22 protein-coding genes and 6 tRNA genes are annotated in these 22,468 nt (G+C 64.6%); 21 read left to right on the plus strand and 7 right to left on the minus strand.

From position 1 onward, the window contains the following. Nucleotides 1–5: 5 nt before the first annotated feature. A complete protein-coding gene (gene pdeM / locus ACUCV0_RS03350; RefSeq protein ID WP_482212001.1) occupies nucleotides 6–665 on the minus strand; it encodes a ligase-associated DNA damage response endonuclease PdeM in 660 nt (219 codons plus the stop codon). Nucleotides 666–962: 297 nt separating this feature from the next. On the opposite strand from pdeM, the gene ACUCV0_RS03355 reads away from it, so the two are divergent. The 6 genes from ACUCV0_RS03355 to ACUCV0_RS03380 all read left to right on the plus strand — a co-directional run bounded on the left by ACUCV0_RS03355 (nucleotide 963) and on the right by ACUCV0_RS03380 (nucleotide 8,181). Continuing rightward, nucleotides 963–1,226: a YeaC family protein gene (locus ACUCV0_RS03355; RefSeq protein WP_059314391.1), complete on the plus strand. Its 264-nt coding sequence runs from the start codon at nucleotides 963–965 to the stop codon at nucleotides 1,224–1,226. 226 nt (nucleotides 1,227–1,452) lie between these two features. Beyond that, nucleotides 1,453–2,286, plus strand: coding sequence for a DUF2797 domain-containing protein (locus tag ACUCV0_RS03360; RefSeq protein ID WP_177344776.1), 834 nt, complete (start codon nucleotides 1,453–1,455; stop codon nucleotides 2,284–2,286). 12 nt (nucleotides 2,287–2,298) lie between these two features. Then, complete coding sequence (gene pepN / locus ACUCV0_RS03365) at nucleotides 2,299–4,938, plus strand: aminopeptidase N (RefSeq protein WP_482212002.1); 2,640 nt, start codon at nucleotides 2,299–2,301, stop codon at nucleotides 4,936–4,938. A gap of 343 nt (nucleotides 4,939–5,281) precedes the next feature. Beyond that, nucleotides 5,282–5,890, plus strand: coding sequence for a hypothetical protein (locus tag ACUCV0_RS03370; protein WP_482212003.1), 609 nt, complete (start codon nucleotides 5,282–5,284; stop codon nucleotides 5,888–5,890). A 548-nt stretch (nucleotides 5,891–6,438) separates the two neighbouring features. Continuing rightward, the gene (locus ACUCV0_RS03375) at nucleotides 6,439–7,341 is read left to right on the plus strand and encodes a response regulator (protein ID WP_434776288.1); all 903 of its coding nucleotides are present in this window, start codon (nucleotides 6,439–6,441) and stop codon (nucleotides 7,339–7,341) included. 3 nt (nucleotides 7,342–7,344) lie between these two features. Beyond that, nucleotides 7,345–8,181, plus strand: coding sequence for a hypothetical protein (locus ACUCV0_RS03380; protein WP_482212004.1), 837 nt, complete (start codon nucleotides 7,345–7,347; stop codon nucleotides 8,179–8,181). Here the strand turns inward: ACUCV0_RS03380 and ACUCV0_RS03385 are convergent. Further along, nucleotides 8,172–9,362, minus strand: a complete 1,191-nt coding sequence (locus tag ACUCV0_RS03385) for a serine hydrolase domain-containing protein (protein WP_482212005.1) — start codon at nucleotides 9,360–9,362, stop codon at nucleotides 8,172–8,174. The two genes, ACUCV0_RS03380 and ACUCV0_RS03385, sit on opposite strands and share 10 nt — an antisense overlap. Before the next feature lie 58 nt (nucleotides 9,363–9,420). Between ACUCV0_RS03385 and def the strand changes: the two genes are divergently transcribed. Beyond that, nucleotides 9,421–9,960: a peptide deformylase gene (gene def, locus ACUCV0_RS03390; RefSeq protein ID WP_059314398.1), complete on the plus strand. Its 540-nt coding sequence runs from the start codon at nucleotides 9,421–9,423 to the stop codon at nucleotides 9,958–9,960. Here def and ACUCV0_RS03395 read toward each other — a convergent pair. Then, nucleotides 9,914–10,594 (minus strand): DsbA family oxidoreductase, encoded by a 681-nt coding sequence (locus tag ACUCV0_RS03395; protein WP_482212006.1) that lies wholly within the window; start codon nucleotides 10,592–10,594, stop codon nucleotides 9,914–9,916. The two genes, def and ACUCV0_RS03395, sit on opposite strands and share 47 nt — an antisense overlap. 259 nt (nucleotides 10,595–10,853) lie before the next feature. Here ACUCV0_RS03395 and ACUCV0_RS03400 point away from each other — a divergent pair, with 259 nt between their 5' ends. Then, nucleotides 10,854–11,792 (plus strand): bestrophin family protein, encoded by a 939-nt coding sequence (locus ACUCV0_RS03400; RefSeq protein ID WP_313648727.1) that lies wholly within the window; start codon nucleotides 10,854–10,856, stop codon nucleotides 11,790–11,792. Between the two features lie 52 nt (nucleotides 11,793–11,844). On the opposite strand, the gene cprA is transcribed toward ACUCV0_RS03400, so the two are convergent. After that, nucleotides 11,845–12,996: a cationic peptide resistance protein CprA gene (gene cprA, locus ACUCV0_RS03405; protein ID WP_482212007.1), complete on the minus strand. Its 1,152-nt coding sequence runs from the start codon at nucleotides 12,994–12,996 to the stop codon at nucleotides 11,845–11,847. A gap of 141 nt (nucleotides 12,997–13,137) precedes the next feature. Between cprA and ACUCV0_RS03410 the strand changes: the two genes are divergently transcribed. The 13 genes from ACUCV0_RS03410 to ACUCV0_RS03470 all read left to right on the plus strand — a co-directional run bounded on the left by ACUCV0_RS03410 (nucleotide 13,138) and on the right by ACUCV0_RS03470 (nucleotide 19,232). Continuing rightward, nucleotides 13,138–13,377 (plus strand): DUF2789 domain-containing protein, encoded by a 240-nt coding sequence (locus ACUCV0_RS03410; RefSeq protein ID WP_017641794.1) that lies wholly within the window; start codon nucleotides 13,138–13,140, stop codon nucleotides 13,375–13,377. 61 nt (nucleotides 13,378–13,438) lie between these two features. Beyond that, on the plus strand, nucleotides 13,439–13,570 hold the full coding sequence (locus ACUCV0_RS03415) for a hypothetical protein (RefSeq protein ID WP_482212008.1): 132 nt from the start codon (nucleotides 13,439–13,441) through the stop codon (nucleotides 13,568–13,570). A 185-nt stretch (nucleotides 13,571–13,755) separates the two neighbouring features. Continuing rightward, nucleotides 13,756–14,745: a DctP family TRAP transporter solute-binding subunit gene (locus tag ACUCV0_RS03420; protein WP_482212009.1), complete on the plus strand. Its 990-nt coding sequence runs from the start codon at nucleotides 13,756–13,758 to the stop codon at nucleotides 14,743–14,745. Nucleotides 14,746–14,817: 72 nt separating this feature from the next. Beyond that, a complete protein-coding gene (locus ACUCV0_RS03425; RefSeq protein ID WP_313648733.1) occupies nucleotides 14,818–15,939 on the plus strand; it encodes a beta-ketoacyl-ACP synthase III in 1,122 nt (373 codons plus the stop codon). Nucleotides 15,940–16,009: 70 nt separating this feature from the next. Next, on the plus strand, nucleotides 16,010–16,888 hold the full coding sequence (locus ACUCV0_RS03430; protein ID WP_082696307.1) for a ParB/Srx family N-terminal domain-containing protein: 879 nt from the start codon (nucleotides 16,010–16,012) through the stop codon (nucleotides 16,886–16,888). Nucleotides 16,889–16,987: 99 nt separating this feature from the next. Continuing rightward, nucleotides 16,988–17,063: transfer RNA gene (locus ACUCV0_RS03435), tRNA-Ala, on the plus strand. A 41-nt stretch (nucleotides 17,064–17,104) separates the two neighbouring features. After that, a tRNA-Glu gene (locus tag ACUCV0_RS03440) sits at nucleotides 17,105–17,180 on the plus strand. A 40-nt stretch (nucleotides 17,181–17,220) separates the two neighbouring features. Next, a tRNA-Ala gene (locus ACUCV0_RS03445) sits at nucleotides 17,221–17,296 on the plus strand. Nucleotides 17,297–17,330: 34 nt separating this feature from the next. Further along, nucleotides 17,331–17,406: transfer RNA gene (locus ACUCV0_RS03450), tRNA-Glu, on the plus strand. Nucleotides 17,407–17,446: 40 nt separating this feature from the next. Beyond that, nucleotides 17,447–17,522 (plus strand) — tRNA-Ala (locus ACUCV0_RS03455). A 34-nt stretch (nucleotides 17,523–17,556) separates the two neighbouring features. Next, nucleotides 17,557–17,632: transfer RNA gene (locus ACUCV0_RS03460), tRNA-Glu, on the plus strand. Between the two features lie 134 nt (nucleotides 17,633–17,766). Next, entirely contained in the window at nucleotides 17,767–18,909 is a 1,143-nt protein-coding gene (locus ACUCV0_RS03465) for a GNAT family N-acetyltransferase (RefSeq protein WP_434776295.1), read from the plus strand. Next, nucleotides 18,903–19,232: a YnfA family protein gene (locus ACUCV0_RS03470; protein WP_323148938.1), complete on the plus strand. Its 330-nt coding sequence runs from the start codon at nucleotides 18,903–18,905 to the stop codon at nucleotides 19,230–19,232. Before ACUCV0_RS03465 ends, ACUCV0_RS03470 begins: the two co-directional genes overlap by 7 nt. 15 nt (nucleotides 19,233–19,247) lie before the next feature. Here ACUCV0_RS03470 and ACUCV0_RS03475 read toward each other — a convergent pair whose 3' ends face one another. Genes ACUCV0_RS03475 through ngg form a run of 3 tightly spaced genes read right to left on the minus strand, consistent with a single transcriptional unit; the run spans nucleotide 19,248 to nucleotide 22,456 of the window. Next, nucleotides 19,248–19,478 (minus strand): YheU family protein, encoded by a 231-nt coding sequence (locus ACUCV0_RS03475; RefSeq protein ID WP_313648884.1) that lies wholly within the window; start codon nucleotides 19,476–19,478, stop codon nucleotides 19,248–19,250. Nucleotides 19,479–19,532: 54 nt separating this feature from the next. Continuing rightward, a complete protein-coding gene (locus tag ACUCV0_RS03480) occupies nucleotides 19,533–20,720 on the minus strand; it encodes an osmoprotectant NAGGN system M42 family peptidase (RefSeq protein ID WP_059314406.1) in 1,188 nt (395 codons plus the stop codon). Further along, complete coding sequence (ngg, locus tag ACUCV0_RS03485; RefSeq protein WP_313648885.1) at nucleotides 20,717–22,456, minus strand: N-acetylglutaminylglutamine synthetase; 1,740 nt, start codon at nucleotides 22,454–22,456, stop codon at nucleotides 20,717–20,719. The genes ACUCV0_RS03480 and ngg overlap by 4 nt, the downstream gene beginning before the upstream one ends. Between the last annotated feature and the right edge of the window lie 12 nt (nucleotides 22,457–22,468).

Below are 22,468 nucleotides of genomic sequence, written 5' to 3' on the forward strand. Positions count from 1 at the left end.
TGGCTCTAGCGCAAGGGCCAGATACCGCCATCACCCACCACGAAGATCCGCCGCGCTGGGTCGGGCGCCAGCAGGTGTCCACCGGTAAAGTCACCAAAGGCCGGCAGGATAAGCACCTCATCATTTTCCAGACAGAAGCAGGGCAGACGCAGTGCCTGCCGCCCCCGGCCGTGCAGCCGAAACGCCGGATGGATGTGCCCGGCCAATACAGGCAGGTACGGATGAGGATCGGGTTCGTGCTGCAGCGACAGACCCTCCAGCTCCAATGGCTCACCCACCACCTCGATGCCCAGATTCCCCGGGGGATCCCCGGCACGTCGGTCATGGTTGCCGCGGATCAGCAGCAGGCGCAGCGCGGCCTGGCGCTCGCGCCAGCGCGCCAGGGTGTCCAGGGTCAGGGGCGCGCGGGATTCCGGAGCATGCAGGAAGTCGCCCAGGAAGATGATCTCGCGACAGTCGTAGCGCGCCAGCAGGGCATCCAGCCGGGCGATGTTGCCCGCCGTGGTGCCATGGGGCACAGGCTGACCCAGCGCCCGAAAGGCGGCGGCCTTGCCGAAGTGGATGTCCGCTACCAGCAGCGCCTGGCGCGCTGGCCAATAGATCGCCTTTTCCGCGAGCAGCCAGAGTTCGACTCCGGCGAGGATGAGGGGGTGATAGGCAGGCATGACGTCTCCAGAAAAAGCTCCCTGCTCTGATAGCGGTCATGTGCCAGGGTTCAGCGTGTCGCATGCTGGGCAGCACAGCCAGCCCGTAGCGATGGCGATCCGCCGATGCGACCACGCCTGCAGGTAAAGAGGGAGCTCGGGATCATCGCGGCCATTACCACTCAGGCCAGTTGTAGGAGCGGCCCATGGCCGCGATCCGTTCGCACGGTAGGGCCTATGACCGCCATTGAGCCAGGCCAGGTGCACCGCGGCGGGCAGGCCGGTAAACTGGCGGTTCACTAGAGTCCGGAGCGACCCATGTCGACATCCTTCGCCCAGATGCTGGAAAACATCACCCCCGATATCTACGACGGCCTGAAGCTGGCCGTGGAGATCGGCAAGTGGCCCGACGGCCGCAAACTCAGTCGTGACCAGGTCGAGCTCTGTCTGCAGGCAGTGATCGCCTACGAGGCCAAGCACCTGCCCGAAGACCAGCGGACCGGTTACATGGGCCCCCAGGAATGCGCCTCCAAGTCGGTGCCCATCGAGAACATCCTGTTCAAGTCCGACGCCATTCACTGATCGGCCACGCCCTACCCGACGAGGTGCCCTTCGCCAGAAGAGGCACTTCGCGTCTTTATCAGAGCCCGCCCAACGTCTGCTGCGCGTCGGCCAAACGGCGTTGAAAAGGCCTTCGGAATGCTCATTTACCATTCGTAAACTCCGCTTCCTCAGGCCTTTTCGCCTTGTTTGTCGCTAGCTCGCGAGACGTTGAGCGGGCTCTTAGAAACCGAGAAGCACCACCGTGATGACCGAACTGGGCCGTGGCGCCCTGCGCAAGATGGCCGTGACCCTGGCCGACCCCGTCAACTATGCCTTCCGCCTCGATGAGCGCGAGGTGCCGGTCAACCCGCTGATCGGCCGCCGCGTGCGCCTCGAATACCTGGGCGCCATCCATTGCACCCATTGCGGTCGCAAGACCCGCAAGAGCTTCAGCCAGGGCTACTGCTATCCCTGCTTCACTGCTCTGGCCCAGTGCGACAGCTGCATCGTCAGTCCGGAAAAGTGCCACTACGAGCACGGTACCTGCCGCCAGCCGGAGTGGGGCGAAGCCCACTGCATGGTGCCCCACGTGGTCTATCTGGCCAATTCCTCGGGCCTCAAGGTAGGCATCACCCGCGCCACCCAGCTGCCCACCCGCTGGATCGACCAGGGCGCCTACCAGGCGCTGCCGATCCTGAGGGTCGCCACCCGGCAGCAATCCGGCCTGGTGGAGGACGTGTTGCGTAGCCAGGTGGGCGACCGCACCAACTGGCGCGCCATGCTCAAGGGCGTCGCCGCGCCGGAAGACCTGGTGGCGGTACGCGAGCGCATCTTCGATGCCTGCGCCCAGGGCCTGGACGATCTCCAGGGCCGTTTCGGCCTGCAGGCGATCCAGCCGGTGGTCGACATGGCGCCCATCGAGATCCATTATCCGGTCACGGTCTATCCCACCAAGGTGGTCAGTCATGACCTGGAAAAGACGCCTGTGGTGGAAGGCACGCTGCTGGGCATCAAGGGTCAATACCTGATGTTCGACACCGGCGTGATCAACATTCGCAAGTACACGGCCTATCAGCTGGCCGTGTCCGTTTCCGAGTAAGGATGTAAACCCATGCGCACCGACCAGCCCCAGACCATCTACCTCAAGGACTACCAGGCGCCCGAGTACCTCATCGAGGAAACCCGCCTGCGCTTCGAGCTGCACGACGACCAGACCCTGGTGCACGCCGAGCTGCGCCTGCAGCGTAATCCGGCGCGTGGCGCCGGCTTGCCGCCGCTGGTGCTGCACGGCGAGGAGCTGGAATTGCTGGCGGTCGCGCTGGACGATCAGGCCTTGGCCGCAGGCGATTACCAGGTCGAGGCGGGCAGCCTGACCCTGCAGCCGCAGGGCGAGGCCTTCGTGCTCAAGACCTCGGTGCGCATCCATCCGGAAAGCAACACCGCCCTGGAAGGGCTGTACGTCTCCGGCAAGATGTTCTGCACCCAGTGCGAGGCCGAGGGCTTCCGCAAGATCACCTACTACCTGGATCGCCCGGACGTGATGAGCGTCTTCACCACCACGGTGGAGGCCGACAAGGCCAAGTACCCGATCCTGCTCTCCAATGGCAACCCCGTGGCCAGCGGTGACACCGAGGGTGGTCGGCACTGGGCCACCTGGGAAGATCCTTTCCCCAAGCCGGCCTATCTGTTCGCCCTCGTGGCCGGTGACCTCTGGTGCGTGGAAGACAGCTACCGCACCGGCAGCGGCCGCGACGTGGCCCTGCGTATCTATGTCGAGCCGGAAAACATCGGCAAGCTGCAGCACGCCATGGACAGCCTGAAGAAATCCATGCGCTGGGACGAAGAGGCCTATGGCCGCGAATACGATCTGGACATCTTCATGATCGTGGCGGTGAACGACTTCAACATGGGCGCCATGGAAAACAAGGGGCTCAACATCTTCAACTCCAGCGCCGTGCTGGCCAGCCCGCGCACCGCCACCGACGCCGCTCACCAGCGCGTCGAGGCCATCGTCGCCCACGAGTACTTCCATAACTGGTCGGGCAACCGTGTGACCTGCCGCGACTGGTTCCAGCTGTCGCTCAAGGAAGGCTTCACCGTGTTCCGTGATGCCGGCTTCAGCTCCGACATGAATTCGCCGACGGTCAAGCGCATCGAGGACGTGGCCTTCCTGCGCACCAACCAGTTCGCCGAGGACGCCGGTCCCATGGCCCACCCGGTGCGTCCGGATCACTTCATCGAGATCTCCAACTTCTACACCCTGACGGTGTACGAGAAGGGCGCCGAGGTGGTGCGGATGCTGCACACCCTGTTGGGCCCCGATGGCTTCCGCAAGGGCACCGATCTCTACTTCGAGCGTCACGATGGCCAGGCGGTGACCTGCGATGATTTCGTCAAGGCGCTGGAAGACGCCAATGGCGCCGACTTCAGCCAGTTCAAGCGCTGGTACAGCCAGTCCGGCACGCCGCGCCTGGCGGTCAGCGAGCAGTACGATGCGGCGGCCAAGACCTATCGCCTGACTTTCCGCCAGAGCTGTCCGCCCACTCCGGGCCAGCCGACCAAGGAGCCCTTCGTCATCCCGGTCCAGCTGGGCCTGCTGGATGGTCAGGGTCGCGAGCTGCCCCTGCGCCTGGAAGGCGAAGCCGCCGCCCAGGGCACCGACCGGGTGTTGTCGGTCACCCAGGCCGAGCAGACCTTCACCTTCGTCGACGTGCCCGAGCAGCCGCTGCCTTCGCTGCTGCGTGGCTTCTCCGCGCCGGTCAAGCTCAGCTTCCCCTACAGCCGCGAGCAGCTGACCTTCCTCATGCAGCATGACAGCGACGGCTTCAATCGCTGGGATGCTGGCCAGCAACTGGCGGTGCAGGTGCTGCAGGAGATGATCGCCGGCCAGCCGCTGGACACCCGTCTGGTGGAGGCCCTGCGCACCGTGGCGGCGGACGAGTCCCTCGATCCGGCCATGGTCGCCGAGATGCTGTCGCTGCCGTCCGAGGCCTACCTGGTGGAGCTGTCCGAGCAGGCCGATCCGGGGGCCATCCACGGCGCTCGTCGCCAGGCCCGCCGTGCCATCGCCGAGGCCCTGCGCAAGGTGCTCTGGCAGCGCTACCGCAGCGCTCGTGAGGAATCGCGCGCCACGCCCTACCAGGCCAGCGCCGACCACATCGCGCGTCGTAGCCTGCAGAACGCCGCCCTGGGCTATCTGATGCTGCTGGAAGAGCCTGAAGCCCGCGATGCCGCCCTGGAGCAGTTCGAGCACGCCGACAACATGACCGAGCGCCTGGCCGCGCTGAGTGCCCTGGTCAATTCCGGCTTCGAGCAGGAGAAGGCGGAGGTGCTGGCGCGCTTCCACGAGGAGTTCAAGGCTGATCCGCTGGTCATGGACACCTGGCTCAGCGTCCAGGCTTCCAGTCCGCTGCCGGGCGGCCTGGCCCGCGTCCAGGCGCTGATGGAGAACCCGGTTTTCACCCTGAAGAACCCCAACAAGGTGCGGGCGCTGATCGGGGCCTTCGCCAACGCCAACCTGGTCAACTTCCACGCCGAGGATGGCAGCGGCTACCGCTTCCTGGCCGATCAGATCATCACCCTCAACCGGCTCAATCCGCAGATCGCCTCGCGCCTGCTCACGCCCCTGACCCGCTGGAAGAAGTACGGTCCCGCGCGTCAGGCCCTGATGCGCGCCGAACTGGAGCGCATCCTGGCCAGCGGCGAGCTGTCCAGCGATGTCTATGAGGTGGTGAGCAAGAGCCTGGCGTAGATCGGTTCGGCAGCGCGCCCGCTCGGGCTGCGAAATCCATAGGGTGGGCTGAGCGACGCGACGCCCAACCTGCTCGCCGCCCCAAAGCCCGACGCCCAGCCGTCGGGCTTTTTTTTGCCCGTCATCTTCCTTGCGGCTAGAGTCCAGAGATCGTCTGTCCCCCGATCCACCAGGCGGACGCGTGCACCTCGTCCCCGCGCAGGCGCCGCCTGGCTGATAGAGATGTTTTCGGCTGACGGCTGTATTCAAATCAGCTGCAGGACGAGGTGTAGCCGCCGACAGGGCAGGTGATAGGTCTCGATGGGCCACCAGGCCCACCCACCGTCAGAGAGGGAAGCGGTAGATGAATCATGCACAGCTGATGGATTGGGGCTTCGTCCTCATAACCCTGTGCAACATCCTGCTGATCGCTCTGGTAGTGTTTCTCCTGTGGCAGCGCTACGTTGCCGGCGACGCCGCGGCCAAGAGCGAGGCCGCCAGCGAGGAACAGCCGCCGCCTGTTCCCGAGGCGGTAGAAAACCTGCCTGCCGACACCCCGCCACCACAGCTGCCTGCCAGCACCGCCCCGGTTGCGAACCGTAACGTCGATCTCTTCGACGAAGGTCCGGAAGAGGTCTACGACGCCAACTATCCCGAGTGGAAGAAGAGCGACGACCCCTATGTCGAGGAATTGCTGTCGCACCGCGAAGCCCTGGAGCTCAAGGTGGACAACATGGTCATGAGGCTCACCCGCGCGCACAAGGTGGTGACCGGCCTGCGGGCGCAGAATCGCGAGCTGCGCGCCTCCGAGGCCCAGGCCCAGCGCCTGCAAGAGGAGCTGATCCGGACCCAGACCACCCTCGCCCAGATTCGCCAGGAGCGGGATGCCCTGATGGCCGAGGTAAAGCACAGCCGCAAGGCGGACGCGCCTCCACGCAATCCGACCGACGCGGGCGCGCCATCCGCACCTTGACCGGTGATTTCCCGGGCGGTGCTTCACCAGCCATCTTCCCAATCAGCGCATCCGTCGCGCTGAGCGGCGGTCTTCATGGCTTGTCTCTACAGCGCCCTGTCCACGGTGCGTAACGCCTGCCGCAGCGCCTTTATCCAGATCGATGTCCAGCTGACGCGCCGCCACGACCTGATCCCAATCTGGTAGAGGCGGTAAAGGCTCTCTACGTCATGAGCGTGAGACGTTGCAGGCGGTGATGCTGGTGCGTAAGCAGGCCCGCTCAGCGTAGCGGCACGCACCCTGGTCCTGGAGGGGTTGCTCTGTCTGGTCGAAGCGGATAATAAGGTTGAAACCCGCGAGATAGAGCTTCTAAGGCTGTATTGCGCGATGCTGGAATTGCCATTTCCCGTCATTGGGGATCGCCTTTCCTGCGCCGATGCCAAGCTATCGCAGGAATCCCGCCGTTCGGCTGTTACTGGCCAAATGAGATCGGGCGCGTGATTCAAGTCTGCAGCCGAGGCGTATGTCCAAGAAGGGATAGCCGGGTGCCCACAACTCAGGGATGAAGCATGAAGTTCCTCGTAGTAGACGACAGTCGAGCGGTCCAGACCATCATCAAGCGCATTCTGGTCAGTACGGGCTACAAGGATATCGAGTTGCGGGTCGCGTCCACCGGTAGTGAGGCTCTGGTCCTGCTGAAGAACTGGACGCCGAATCTGGTGCTCACCGACTGGCACATGCCCGGCATGAGTGGCCTAGAATTGCTCCAGGCGATCCGCCAGCGGGTGGGGGCCGATATCCATGTGGGCTTTGTCACCACCGAGTCCTCGGCGCGCAACATCCAGGAGGCCTACCGCAATGGCGCGGCCTTCGTCGTCACCAAGCCCTTTACCCAGGACACCTTGCAGCAGGCGGTGCTCACGGTGCTCCAGGATGGCGCCAGTGCCGAACAGGCCATCGGATCCTCCGGTCGCGAGAGCCTGCCGATGCCGACCCGCTTCAAGCCTGATCCACAAAGTATTCGCCAATTGCTCGGCCGGTCGTCCATCGTTTGCCAGATCGAGCCCATGGCCCCGATTCCGGTCGACCGCCTGGCCTTGCCCTATGTGATCGGCATCTATGGCCATCCGCAGAGCAAGGCGCTGGAAGCGGTGTGTCTGCTGGATCTCAATGCGGCCTGTATTCTCGGCGGGTCCCTCGCGGGCCTTGCTCCCGCCGCCATCCATGCCGCCATCGCCAGCGGGACCCTGAGTCGGGAGATCTACGAGAACGCTACCGCCTTTCTGGCGGACCTCAACGGCATGATCTCCGCCGGCAAGGGTGGCGCACCGCTGGTGCTCAGTACCAGCCACCTGGTGCAGAAGCCTTTCGAGAAGCTCTACAGCCTATGGCGCCAAAACAACGGTCGAGCCGATTTCAGCCTGTCCTTTCCCGAACTCGGCGACGGTTTCATCGCCTTCCTGCTGAGCTAGGGAATGGACGACTCGCGCTTCGTCGAATGGGGTTTCCTGCTGGTCACCCTGTCCAACGTATTGCTCATCGCCCTGGTCATGACGCTGCTCTGGCAACGGCTCTTTCCACCCCCCGTAGCGGTGGCCGAGGACGAGGAGGCCGCCGAGCCCGGTGAGTCCCTGACACTCGGTAGCCAGGCCGAGACCGCGGCCAGCCTGATTGACGATGCGCGGCAAGCGGATGTCGAACCCCTGGGCCAGGCCATGAGCGACAGCCTGGACCTGGTGGGCCGCCTCGACGGGGTCGAGGGCGATGACTACCCGGACTGGAAGAAGACCAACCAGCCCTATATCGACGACCTGCTGTCCCACCGCGAGAATCTGGAGTTCAGGCTGGATGATCTCAAGTCCAAGCTGGATCGAGCGCACAAGCTGATCAGCAACCTGCACGTGCAGAATCGCGAAATGCGCGGTGCGGAGGCGAAGTTGCAGCGCCTGAGTCTCGACCACGATCGGGTCCAGGGAGCCCTGCTGGAAATGCGCCGCGAGCGCGATCAGCTCAAAACGAAGGTGCAGCGGCTCGGCGAAGAGCTGCTGCGCCAGCGGCAGCAGCTGGCGGCCCCGGCCGCTACGCCGGAGGGGGATGGACGATTGCAGGAGGAGCTGGAAACCCTGCGTGAAAGCCTCGAAGAAGAACGGGCGAAGTTGTCGCGGACCCTGGTGGAGAAGGAGTTCATCGAGCAGGTATTCATCGACACCGATGCGGTCACCGACAACTACCAGGCCCTGCAGCGCGAGCATGCCGCACTGCAGGAGCAGTTGCGCGCGTTACAGGCCAGGCTAGCCGTCAGTCAGTCCTGATAGAGGGCATCGCGGATGGCGTCGGGGAAGGGCCCGCTCATGCCGGCGATCGCCGTATTGGTCAGGATCACCACGCTCAATTCGCGCGCCGGGTCGATGAACCAGGCGTTGCCGTAGACGCCACCCCACTGCAGGGTGCCAGGCGTCTGCGGTGTCTTCGCCAGCCGGGCATTGCGCAGCACCGCCGCGCCCAGGCTGAACCCCCAGCCAGGGGCGTCTTCGCGTTGCAGCCCTGGGATCTGATCTTCCATGAACAGCCGTTGACTGGCTGGTTGCAGCAGCCTGCCCTGGCGGAGTGCCTCCAGGAAGGCTAGATAGTCGCCTGCGCTCCCTTGCATGCCGCCACCGCCCGAGGCGAAGGCGTTCGCCGAAAGGGCGCGCGCCGGGGAATAGAGGATGCCGCCCTTGGGTAGCGGCAGCAGATAGGGCTCGCTCATGGGTTCGGGGCGCGGATAGCCGTTGCGATAGGCGGTCGCCAGACGCGCGGGGTCGGTGACGTGGAAGGTCAGATTTTGCAGCGCGAGCGGTGCCGATACCTCGCGCTGGACCACGGCGGGCAGCGGCAGCCCTGTCGCGGCGGCGATCACACCACCCATCACGTCCAGGCCAAGGGAGTAGCGCCAGTGGCTGCCGGGGCCGAAGTCCAGCGGCACGCCCGCCAGGCGCCTTAGATTCTCTTCCAGGGTCAGGGTAGCGCCATCGAGGCCGTCGGATACTCCGGCTTGGTGATAGGGACCATCCCGCTCTTCGCCAAAGCCGTAGTGCAGCCCGGAGGTATGGCTGAGCAGCTGCGCCAGGGTGGGCACGGCCGGCGTGCCGTCGGCCAGGCGCGTGGTGAAGTAGGGCAGGTAGCGACTGACGGGAGCCTGCAGGTCCAGCTGGCCCTGGTCCGCCAGGCGGAGTGCCGTGACGGCCACCACCGGCTTGGTGAGGGAGGCGAAGCGGAACAGCTGGTCTTGCTGCATGGCGCGGCCGGCCTCACGGTCGGCGAAGCCGGCCGCGCGGTGATACACCACCCGTCCCTGGCGAGCGACCATGACCACGGTGCCGACGATGCGTTGCTGGGCGATGGCGCGCTCCAGGATCGGATCCAGGCGGGCGGCGAGCGCGGCGTCCTCGGCCTGGGCGAGGGGAACGCTAAGGCCGAGACCGAGGGCGCTGGCGAGCAGTAGGGAAGACATCTGGTTTAAGCTCCTGACGGATGCCGGCTGCTGGACCGGCCAAAGAAGGAATCCTCGCATGATTCGCGACATTTTGAAGATGGGTGATCCCCGACTGCTACGGGTGGCGCCGCCGGTGGCTGCGGCGCGCCTCGGCTCGGCCGAGCTGCATGGGCTGATCCAGGACATGTTCGACACCATGGCCGCCGCCGGGGGCGTTGGTCTGGCCGCGCCGCAGATCGGGGAGGACCTGCAGCTCATGGTCTTCGGCTTCGAACGCAACGCCCGCTACCCCGATGCCCCGCCCGTGCCGCTGCAGGTCTTGATCAATCCGCATATCGAGGTGCTCGATGCCAGCGAAGAGCTGGGCTGGGAGGGGTGCCTGTCGATTCCGGGTCTGCGCGGCGAGGTGCCGCGGCCGCGGCGAATTCGCTATCGCGGCGTGGATGGTGACGGCCGCCCGGTGGAGCGGGAGGCGGAGGGCTTCCATGCGCGGGTGGTGCTGCATGAGTACGACCATCTGATCGGTCGTCTCTACCCCTCGCGCATCCAGGACTTCGCCCGCTTCGGCTTCACCGAGGTGCTCTTTCCCGAGCTGACGCCGGCTGCCCAGCGCTAGGCGCTCCGGCGTCCAGCTGCGCCCGCACGGCCGCCGCAAGCTGGGCGAAGGGCACTGCCCCGTCCAGCGCCTGGGCTTCTTCGATAGGGGCTCGTGCGGATCTGAGCAGCAGGGTCGGCACGGCGGTGATGCCCAGGGCTTCGGCGCGATCCTCGGCGTGCAGCACCACATCGGTATGCTCGCCACGGGCGAGGCTGGCCTTGAGTGCCTCGCTGTCGAGCCCGTTGCGGCGTGCCAGATCGAGCAGGACCTCCAGGTCACCGATATCGTGACCCTCTTCGAAGAAGGCCTGGAAGACCGCGAGGTGGAAGGCGTCAAAGCGGTCGTGGTCGCGCGCGAACTCCGCCGCTTCCAAGGCCAGGCGGCTGCGCGGTTGTACCGGCGGCAGGCGCAGCACCATGCCGTACTCGGCGGCCATGGGGTAGACCGCGCGATCCCAGGTCCGGCGCAGGTAGTCGCCCGCGGGGTCGAGGGTAGGGGTGGGATCGGGGCGTAGTTCGAAGGCATGCCATTCGATGGCAAGGCTGTCGCCGAATTCCTCCTGCAGGCGCGCCAGCTGGGGCAGTTCCAGATAGCAGAAGGGGCAGACGTAGTCGCTCCAGACATCCAGACGAACGCTCGGGGTGGCGGTCATGGCAGTGCTCCGGAAGGGCATGGTGTCCGTCGGACCGCGAGCAGGCGCGGATGTTCGGCGATGATGGATTTTCCGAACCAGACAGGCAGGCGCCGAGCACCGTCCTGTCGGTTGTTCTTCATATCTGGAAACCGAATTCCCGCCGCTCAATTGCGTGAAGTGGGTGGCGCTCCGCGATCCAGAGGCTTGCCTTGAACCAGTCTCGGCGCTCAGGTTCGTATCGCTGCACCTCTTCTTTCACGCGCTAAGGGCTATCACCTTGGGTTTTTTCGACCGCAAACTGACATTCCTTCGGCAGACCTTCTCCTACGTGGGCTGGTCGGTGTTCTGGCTGCTGCTATGGGACATCGCTATCACCGTCGACTACATGATCTTCGTCGACCAGCGGGCGCAACTGCCCAATATCCCGCTGACCCTGATCGGCTCGGCGCTGATCGTGCTGACCAGCTTCCGCAACACCAGTGCCTATCAGCGCTGGTGGGAGGCGCGCACCCTCTGGGGTGGCATGGTCAACAGCTCGCGCAGCTTCACCCGGCAGGCGCTGACGCTCATCGATGACGGCGACGAACACTTCAACGCCATCAAGACGGTCCTCATCGAGCGCCACCTCGCCTATGTCCGCTGCCTGGCCTGTCAGCTCAGCGGGGATCCCCTGCCCAAGGAGGTGCGTACCTACCTGGGCAAGGAGGAGTGGGCGATGCGCAAGGAGACCAACAACTTCGCCAACGCCATCCTCAGCGGTTCCTCCAGCCTGATCGCCCTGGAGTACCGCGCCGGTCGGCTGGACAGCATTCGCCTGGAGCGTCTCGAGGCCACCTTCGTCGACATGTCCAACTGGCAGGGCGGCATGGAGCGGATCGCCAATACGCCCTTGCCCTATCCCTATGTGAACTTCCCGCGGTTGTTCATCTTTCTGTTCTGCGTGCTGATGCCCATCGGCCTGGTGGAAAGTCTGGAGTGGTACACGCCGCTGGCCTCCACGGTGGTGGGTTTCATCTTCCTGGCGATGGAAAAGGTCGGCACCGATCTGCAGAACCCCTTCCAGCGCAGTCGGCACCAGATCACCATGGGCACCATCTGCAACACCATCGAAGGCAATCTGCGCACCATGCTGCGCGATGCCCGTGGCGGTTACGCATCGGTCAGCGAGATCGTGCGGGATTCGCGGCTGAATTCGCCGGAAAGGGATTCCGTCTGACGGCCTGGACGGCACCCGGCGGCCAATACGGCCGGGTGCCCGAACCGGCGCTCTACTTGAAGTCCCACTGCATCTGCGCGGGGATGCTGATGTCCCGCGAGGAGTGCACGCAGACGTCCAGGTAGTCGGTGAAGCGCGGCGGGGCAGCGATGCCTTCGTCGAGCAGGCGCTGATTGTCGAACAGGTAGTTTAGGTCGGCGAAGCCGCCGTACAGCTTGAGCGCGCGCAGCACCAGGCGCGGATTGGCCGGGCCGATGCGTTCGTTGAAGTCCGCGGCCAGTTCCTTGAGGTCGGCACTGTCCACCTGCCGATAACGATCACCCACCGGGGCATCACCCATGGCACCGGCATAGGCTTCGTCGATCTCGCCAAAGGTGCAGGCGCCCGCATTACCCGCGGAGATGTGGTACAGGCCGTAGCTCAGCTTGGGCTTCAGTGCCAGTTCCACCAGGGCTTCGGCGCAGTAGTCCACCGGGATGACATCGATCTGTTCATCGAGGCCGCAGGTGAAGCGCTCCAGGGCGAAGCCCATGCGGAATACCCAGAAGATGCTTCCCGAGGCCTTGCAGCCCGAACGGCGGTGACCCACGACGATGGAGGGGCGCGCCACCACCAGCGGCAGCAGCGGCAACTCATTGCGCAACTTCAGTTCGATGGCCGCCTTGGACGCGGTGTAGTCCACCAGTTGCTGCTCCGGCTCGGGAAAGTCCCAGGTCTCAGCGACCGGCGATTCGCGCTGGGGGCCGCAGGCCATGGCGGTGCTGACATGCAGGAAGCGTTTCAAGCGACGGGACTGGGCGCAGGCCTCGGCCAGGGCGAAGGTGCCTTCGACATTGACCGGCCAGATCTTGGGATTGCGCGAGAAGGAGGCCACTGCCGCGCAGTTGATGACCTCGTCCAGCGCCAGCAGCTGGGGCCTGGCGGCCTCGATCCACTGGGTATCGAGCAGATCGCCGCAGAGGATTTGCTCGGGTTGCAGCCGGGCGGCCAGATATTCGTCGACGTCGTGCATGCGCAGGTTCTGCAGCAGGCGTTCCAGGCCTTCCGCCTGGGTAGCGGCGCGGACGAGGAATCTCAGGCCTTCGATATGTCCCAGCTCCAGCAGGCGCAGGGTGACGGCGCCGCCGAGAAAGCCGGTGGCTCCGGTGACGAGGATACGGCGCTGCGGGGCGGTGAACTGGATGGAGGAGACGGGAAGCGACATGGTGGAGGGCCCTGGTAGGGTGAACGTGGGCCTAACCTTAAGGTACGTCGCTGAAGGATTTATTAAGGCCGGGGAACCCCTCGAGGCTGGTGTCTTTCTAGATGCTTGCCTTTACCGACCGATACCTGCCTGGAGACCCCTATGGAACTTCCCGTTCACGACCTGACGACCCTTTTCGAGCAACTGGGCCTGGATTCCGATCCGGCTGCCATCGATGCTTTCATCGCCAGCCATTCACCGCTGCCCGACGAGGTGAAGGTCTCGGAAGCCGATTTCTGGTCACCGTCGCAAAAGGCGTTCCTGAAGGACGAGATCATGGAAGATGCCGATTGGGCACCGATCGTCGACGAGCTGAACGTCCGCCTGCATCGCCATGACTAACGTACAGGGCCGAGTCCTTTCGGCTCTGTAGTCCTTCCCTTTCCGCGTCTGGAGATTTGCCATGAACGCCGTGTATGCCCAGCAGCAGCCGAACGATCCGCTCGTCGCCGACGATGAAGACGAGGTAAGTGAAGAGCAGCTCGACGAATCCGTCGAGGAAACCTTTCCCGCAAGTGATCCTATTTCGCCCTGATGGATGCCTGGCGCCGTTTCGACGGCGCTGTTCCTACCCCTGATCCTGCTTTCTTGCACATTCGTCGTGCCACTTCCCTCCGCTGACCAGTCATTCGCGTTGTGACTGCTAAGGTGATCGCGTCGCGTACGCACTGCGACGGGGCACGCAAGCGGCCCAATGGATCGTTCATCGCAGGGAATCCCATGATCAAGACCTTCTTCGCCACCCTGGCCGGGTCGTTGCTCGCGCTGGCCGCGCCGCTGGCCGTCGCCGACCCCATCGTCATCAAGTTCGCCCATGTGGTCACGGACGACACGCCCAAGGGGCGCGGTGCGTTGCAGTTCCAGAAGCTGGTACAGGAGCGTCTGGCCGGCAAGGTCAAGGTCGAGGTCTATCCCAGCTCCACCCTGGTAGGCGACGCCGACGAACTGGAGGCCTTGCGCAGCAACCGGGTGCAGATGCTGGCCCCTTCGGTCTCCAAGCTGAATACGTTGTCCAAGGCGCTCAAGGTCTACGATCTCCCCTATCTGTTCGACAACCTGGAGGCGGTCAAACGCTTCCAGCGCCGTGACAAGAGCCGTGAACTGCTGGGCAGTCTGGTCACCCACGGCATCACCGGGTTGGCCTACTGGAACAACGGTGGCCGTCAGCTTTCCGCCACGCGGGAAATCCACGCGCCTGCCGATCTCAAGGGCCTGACGTTCCGCGTCGAATCTTCCGAAGTCCTCGCCGCCTACTACCAGCAGCTGGGCGCCCAGGCGGTCAAGCTGCCGTTCGCCCAGGTCTACGACGCCTTGCGGACCGGCAAGGTGCAGGGCGCGGAAAATCCCTGGTCGAACCTGCTGGGCCAGAAGATCAACACCGTGCAGCCCTACATCCTCGAGGACAATCACAGCTTCTTGACCTATATGCTCATTACCAACACCAGCTTCTGGAACGCTCTGCCCTTCGAGATCCGTAGCGAACTGGAGGCGATCCTCGACGAGGTGACCCAGTCCGTGAACCGCGATGCGGAGGGCATCAACGCCAAGGCCCGCGAGCGGGTGGCGGCATCCGGCACCAGCAAGATCCTGGTGCCAACGCCCGCCGAGCGCGAGGCCTGGCGCGCAGCCATAATGCCCCTGATCAAGAAATACGAAAGCGTGGTGGGCAGCGACGTCCTGCGGGCCGCCGAGGCGGCCAATCGGCGCTGAGATTGCACGGGCGTCCACCCTGGATTTGCGGCAAACTGGCACGGCGTCATCCCGACAACAAGAGGAATAGCCGTGCAGCACGCGGTCATCAGCGGTAGTGGGCTCTATACGCCGCCCGAAAGCATTTCCAACGACGAACTGGTCGCGTCGTTCAACCAGTGGGCCGGCCAGTGGAACGCCGAGCATGCCGACGCCATCGCCCAGGGCAGCCTGGCGCCCCAGGCGGAATCCAGCGCCGCCTTCATCGAGAAGGCCTCCGGCATCCGCAGCCGCCATGTGGTCGACAAGGCGGGCATTCTCGATCCGGCGCGCATGGTGCCGCGCATCCCCGAACGGACCAATGACGAACCCTCGATCCTCTGCGAGATGGGCGTCGCTGCGGCCCGCGAAGCCCTGGAACGAGCAGGACGTACCGCCGCCGACATCGACGGTGTCATCGTCGCCTGCTCCAATCTGCAGCGCCCCTATCCGGCGGTAGCCATCGAGGTCCAGGCCGCCCTGGGTATCCAGGGCTATGGCTTCGACATGAACGTCGCCTGCTCATCGGCGACCTTTGGCCTGCAAACCGCCGCCAACGCCGTGCAACTGGGCCAGGCCCGGGCGGTACTGGTGATCGATCCGGAAATCTGCACGGGCCACCTCAACTTCCGTGACCGCGACAGCCACTTCATCTTTGGCGATGCCGCCACCGCCCTGGTGGTGGAACGCGCCGACCAGGCCACCTCGGCGCATCGTTTCGAGATCCTGGGCACCCGGCTGTTCACCCAGTTCTCCAACAACATCCGCAACAACTTCGGCTTCCTCAACCGCGCGGCGGAGGAGGGCATGACCAATCCGGACAAGCTGTTCGTCCAGGAAGGGCGCAAGGTGTTCAAGGAGGTCTGTCCGCTGGTAGCCGAACTGATCGCCAACCACCTCGCCGAGCTGGACATTCCGGTCGAGCGGGTGTCGCGTTTCTGGTTGCACCAGGCCAACCTGGCGATGAACCACCTCATCGTCAAACGCCTGCTGGGGCGCGAGCCTGAGGCCAACGAGGCGCCGGTCATCCTGGATACCTATGGCAACACCAGCTCGGCAGGCTCGGTCATCGCGCTGCATCTGCATCATGAGGATCTGGCCAGCGGTAGCCTCGGCGTACTCAGCTCCTTCGGCGCGGGCTACTCCATCGGCAGCGTGATTCTGCGCAAGGTCTGATCGACGGCAGGAGTCTTCCCGGGATGACCGTTGTCGGACCTGGGAAGACATCTTGAGTAAGGGAGACCCCGTGCAGCCAGGAAGCCTGCTCCGGGTACAGCTGCGACAGCTGCGCCCCACCCAGCCCGCGATCGGTCATGACCAGGTGCTGTACAAGCTTGGCAAGTACGCCTGCGACCGGCGCAAGTTGTTCGACGACTACTGTGAAGCCAACGGCCAGCACCTGAGTGGTGGGTTCCAGCCCAGCACCAGCCTGCGTTCCGCAGGCGATACCCTGGGCGCAAGGCCGCCCGGAACCTACCCGGACGAAATGAAGACCGTCGTCATAGGGCCGGAGCAGCAGCTCTATCTCACCGACGGCCACCACACCTTTTCCGCCTTCTGGGAACATCCCGGCGGTGGCCCCGAGACCTGGGTATGGGTCAGGGTCACCGACGATTTCAGTGCGTCCGCGACCATGGCGGAGTTCTGGATTCGCCTGCTGGATGAACGCAAGGCCTGGCTCAAGGATCCCCAAGGGCGGCCGATCCTGCCCGAACAGCTCCCAGCATCCCTGGGGCTCACCGCCATGGCGGACGATCCTTATCGCGCCCTGGTGTATTTCACGCGCCAGATCGGCTACGACAAGCCACGTACTCCAGACGGTCGGGTATTGCCGTCGGAATTCCTGGAGTTCTACTGGGCCGAATGGCTGCGCATGCTGCTGCCCTTGCAGGGCTACGATCTCGACGATCGCAAGCGCTACGCCAAGCTCGTCGAGCAGGCGGCCAAGTTGATGGTGGCGAACCCCGGCATGCTGATTGGCAGTTCGGGGCGTACCGCGTTGGAGATGGGCGGCTACCGAGCGGTGGACAAGAAGGTACTGCGCAAGCTTTCTGCCAGCGATGGCAAGTTCACCTACCTGCTGGCCGCCCGCGCCCAGCGTGCGGCCCTGTCCCGGGCGATCTAGCTGATTCAGGGCATAAGTGTCTGTTACTAGCAGCTTTTTTTCTCTTTGGTGTTGACAGGGGAGGCCGGGCCTCTTAACATGCGCACCGTCCTGACCGACGGGGCTATAGCTCAGCTGGGAGAGCGCTTGCATGGCATGCAAGAGGTCGACGGTTCGATCCCGTCTAGCTCCACCAAATTTCGATTTCGCCTGCGGGGGAAATCGGTAGAAGGTTTCGTCCCCTTCGTCTAGTGGCCTAGGACACCGCCCTTTCACGGCGGTAACAGGGGTTCGAGTCCCCTAGGGGACGCCATATCAGTCACGTATCCCAGACGTGGCAAGATGCTGTACTTGGGGCTATAGCTCAGCTGGGAGAGCGCTTGCATGGCATGCAAGAGGTCGACGGTTCGATCCCGTCTAGCTCCACCAATTTCGTGATCCGCAAGGGTCGCACCAGGGTAACGTCCCCTTCGTCTAGTGGCCTAGGACACCGCCCTTTCACGGCGGTAACAGGGGTTCGAGTCCCCTAGGGGACGCCATATCGGTCACGTATCCCAGACGTGACAAGATGCTGTACTTGGGGCTATAGCTCAGCTGGGAGAGCGCTTGCATGGCATGCAAGAGGTCGACGGTTCGATCCCGTCTAGCTCCACCAATTTCGTGATCCGCAAGGGTCGCACCAGGGTAACGTCCCCTTCGTCTAGTGGCCTAGGACACCGCCCTTTCACGGCGGTAACAGGGGTTCGAGTCCCCTAGGGGACGCCACACTCGAAAAAAACCGCCTCACGGCGGTTTTTTTTCGTCCGCACGAAAGCCATTCACCAGGGTCTTTCCCAGGTGCCCGTCAGGGCATTGAATTGTGTTAGACCTGTACGCCGAGTCCAAGCAAGGGGAGTGGGATGATCGTCGAGTATCTCTACAGCCTGGCCCAGGTGTCTGCCGAGCAGTGGAACGGTTTGCTGGTGGACGACCAGCCCTTTCTGCGGCATGAATTCCTCTCCACCCTGGAAGACAGTGGCAGCCTGGGGCAGGGGACCGGCTGGCAGCCGGCGCACCAGATCCTCAAGGATGCCCAGGGACAGCTGCTCGCCGCGATGCCGGCCTATCTCAAGGCGCACTCCTATGGCGAATACGTCTTCGACTGGGCCTGGGCCGACGCCTGCCGCAGGGCCGGGATTGACTACTATCCCAAGCTGCTGGCTGCCGTGCCCTTCTCCCCGGTACAAGGCGCGCGCCTGCTGGGTGAGCCAGCCGCCTGCGCGACCCTGCTCGACGCCACCACGGGCAGCCTGGCCGGTCTGGAGCTCTCCAGCCTGCACGTCAACTTCACCGACCCCAAGGCCGATGCCGTGCTGCAGGATCGCGATGGCTGGCTGGCCCGCCTCGGTTGCCAGTTTCACTGGCATAACCGCGGCTACCGCGACTATGGCGATTTCCTCGCCGCCCTGACCTCGCGCAAGCGCAAGCAGCTGCGCAAGGAGCGCGATCAGGTTGCTGGCCTGGGGGTGAGTTTCGAGTGGCGCAAGGGCGATGAGTTGAGCGAGGCGGAGTGGGACTTCGTCTATGCCTGCTATGCCAATACCTATGAGGTGCGCGGCCAGGATCCCTATCTGACACGCGCCTTCTTCAGCCTGCTGGCGGAACGGCTGCCCGAGGCCATTCGTGTGGTGCTGGTGCGCCAGGGCAGCCGGCCGGTAGCCATGGCCTTCTACCTGAGAGACGGCGACACCCTCTATGGTCGCTACTGGGGCTGCCTGCAGGAGTTCGACCAGCTGCATTTCGAGACCTGCTTCTATCAGGGCATCGAGTACGCCATCGCCGAAGGACTGCAGCGCTTCGATGCCGGCGCCCAGGGCGAGCACAAGCTGATTCGCGGCTTCGAACCTACGCTGACCCGTTCCTGGCACTACCTGGTGCATCCGGGGCTCAGAGCGGCCGTGGCCGAGTTTCTCGATCAGGAGCGAGCAGGGGTCCAGGCTTATGCCCGACAAGCCGCCGAAGCCTTGCCCTACCGCCAGGAGGATGGCGCGGCCTCATGCTGAACTATCTGTGGTTCCTGCTGGCCGCGCTGTTCGAGATCGCGGGCTGCTACGCCTTCTGGCTCTGGCTGCGTCTGGATCGCAGTCCCTGGTGGATAGTCCCGGGTCTCGCCAGCCTGGTGCTCTTCGCCTTGCTGCTGACCCGTATCGAATCGGCCTACGCCGGTCGCGCCTATGCCGCCTATGGCGGCATCTATGTAGTGGCCTCGCTGGGTTGGCTGGCGCTGGTCGAGCGCACTCGCCCGACCTGGACGGACCTGGCGGGTGGCCTGCTCTGCGTGGTGGGGGCGCTGGTGATCCTGCTGGCGCCGCGGGGCAGCGCCTAGCAGGCCGGTAGAAGCCTAGTCGGCGAGCAACTCCGGTGGGACATCGCGCCTTAGCACCAGCTGGCACAGGGCGCTGTCCGGATCGAAGAGGATGACGGCTTCGCCGGTTTCCAGCGCGCGTCGGGCGCGTTGGGTGCGGGTCGCCAGGGGCGTCTCGTCACCGTTGTCGGTACCGTCGCGGGTAACGAAGTCTTCCAGCAGGTTGTCGAGGGTGGCGGCAGCGAGCTGGTCGTGGGGGATGATCATGGAGAGGTGCCTGGAAAAAGGCGCCCAGGATACCCCAGGCGCGATAGTCGAACGCTATTTGCTGCTGTCGCCGACGACCTCTTCCAGGGGCGGCAGATGCGTCTGGTTGTCCATCTGGGTGTCCTCCGGCAGCAGCTGATGACCAAAGCGGTCCAGCGAACTGTCGGCGGGCTGGGCATCGCTGTCGAACACCGGTGGGCTGAGCATGTAGCCGGTCAACAGCTGACTGAGCGCCGCCAGGCTGACGATATGGGTGCGCTCGTAGCCGTGGGTGGCATCGCAGCCAAAGGCGAGCAGAGCGACCCGTACGTCCTGGCCGGAGCTGATCGCCGAATGGGCGTCGCTGTAGTAGTAGCGGAATAGGTCGCGCCGGACCGGGATGTCATTGCGTTGCGCCAGGCGTAGCAGGTGCCGCGACAGGTGATAGTCGTAGGGGCCCGCGGAGTCCTGCATGGCGACGCTGACCCGATGCTCGTCGGACCTCTGACCCGGCGCGACCGGGGCGATGTCGATACCGACGAATTCGCTGACGTCCCAGGGCAGGGCACCGGCAGCCCCCGAACCCACTTCTTCGGTGATGGTGAACAGCGGATGGCAGTCGATGGGTGGGGTCTGGCCGGTTTCCTTGAGCATCTTCAAGGCGGTGAGCAGGGCAGCCACGCCCGCCTTGTCGTCCAGGTGGCGCGAGCTGATGTAGCCGCTGTCGGTGAATTCCGGCAGCGGATCGAAGGCGACGAAGTCGCCGACCTGCACGCCCAGCTGCTCGGTCTCGTGGCGGCTCTTGGTCACGGCATCGAGGCGTAGCTCGATGTGATCCCAGGTCACCGGCATCTTGTCGATCTCGGTATTGAAGGCATGACCGGAGGCCAGGAGCGGCAGTACGCTACCCCTCAGGGTGCCATCGTCAGTGAACAGGCTGACCCGACTGCCTTCAGCGAAGCGGCTGGACCAGTGGCCTACGGCCGCCAGGCCCAGGCGACCGTTGTCCTTGATCTCGCGGACGATGGCACCGATGGTGTCCAGGTGCGCGGAGACCGCCCGGTCCGGACTCTCCTTGTGGCCCTTGATGGTGGCGCGGATGGTGCCACGCCGTGTGAGCTCGAAGGGGATGTCGAGCTCATTGAGCCGTTCGGCGACGTACATGACGATGGTGTCGGTGAAACCGGTGGGGCTGGGAATCGCCAGCAGGTCCAGCAGGACCTTGCGTAGGTAATCCAGATCGGGTTCAGGCAATCGATTCATAGCGGAACCTCCCGGGATAGCGGGAACAACAGGTCGATGAAGCGTTCGGCGGTGGGGCGTGGCTCGTGATTGGCCAGGCCCGGACGTTCGTTGGCTTCGATGATGACGTAGTCGGGTGAGTCGGCGGCGGGGACCAGCAGGTCCATGCCGGTGACGGGGATGTCCAATGCGCGCGCGGCCTGGATGGCCGCGTCGGCGAGCACCGGATGCAGGCTATCGGTGACATCCTCCAGGATGCCGCCAGTGTGCAGATTGGCCGTCTTGCGCACGGCCAAGTGGGTGCCGGCGGGCAGCACGCTGTCCCAGTCGTGACCGGCGCCGCGGATGGCGCGCTCGGTTTCCTCGTCCATCGGGATGCGCGACTCGCCGCCGGTAGCTGCCTGGCGGCGGCGGCTCTGGGCTTCGATCAGGTCCCTGACGCTATGCTGGCCATCGCCGACGATTTCCGCCGGGCGGCGGATGGCGGCAGCCACCACTTCGTGGCCAATGACCACCACGCGCAGATCGAGGCCCTGGTGAAAGCTTTCCAGCAGCACGCGATCATCATGGCGCTGCGCCGCCTGGATGGCGGTGGCAAGGTGCTCGGCGTCGCGGATATCCACGGCCACGCCCTTGCCCTGTTCGCCATTGACCGGTTTGACCACCAGGGCGCCATGCTTTTCCAGAAAGGCAGTGTTGTCTTCCTCGCTGCCAGCCAGTTGCTGCTCCGGTACCTTCAGCCCGGCACGGGCCAGGGTGCGACTGGTTAGCACCTTGTCGGCGCAGAGGGTCATGGTCACGGCGGAGGTGAGATCGGTGAGGGATTCGCGGCAACGGATGCGCCTGTTGCCCTGGATCAGGGTGAAAAGACCCCCTTCGGCATCGTCCACCTGCACCTCGATGCCACGCCGCAAGGCTTCGTCGACAATGATCCGTGCATAGGGATTCAGTTCGGCGGCAGGGCCGGGACCGAGGAACAGCGTCTGATTGATGCCGTTCTTGCATTTGATGGCGAAGGTCTGCAGCTGACGGAAACCCAGCTTGTCGTAGAGTCGCTTGGCCTGCAGGTTGTCATGCAATACCGACAGGTCCAGATAGGCCAGGCCGCGGCTGGCATAGTGTTCGATCAGATGGCGAACCAGCGCCTCGCCGACACCGGGCCGGCTGCACTCGGGCGAGACCGCCAGGCACCACAGCGAGGAGCCGCCATCGGGATCCCGGAAGGCCTTGACGTGATTGAGGCCCATCACGGAGCCGATGATGGCGCCGCTGTCATCGTCTTCCGCCAGCCAGTAGACCGGACCGCCCTTGTGCCGGGGCGTCAGCCGCTCGGTGTCGACGGGCAGCATGTGTCGCTGCTGATAGAGCCGGTTGATCTCGCTCCAGTCTTGCGCGGAGCAGGCGCGGCGGATACGAAAGCCGCGATAGATCCGGCGCGCCGGGCGATAGTCGCTGAACCAGACCCGCAGGGTATCGCTAGGATCGAGAAACAGCTGCTGTGGCGCCTGGGCCAGCACCTGATGCGGTGCGGCCACGTAGAGCGCGATGTCGCGCTCGCCCGGCGTTTCGGTGAGCAGCTCCTTGGCCAGACTGGCGGGATCGGGATAGGTATGGCCAACGAGCAGCCTTCCCCAGCCGCAATGAAGGCAGAGCGGCTGGGAGGTCGGATGGTCGCCTTCCGCCAGGCGTGCCTGCAGCCGTTCGTAGGAGGGCGTCTGGGCACGCTGGAGGCGCTGGTTGTAGCTGGTCGCTTTCATGCCTTGTGCACC

This window comes from Pseudomonas sp. VMV1 (assembly GCF_056790235.1).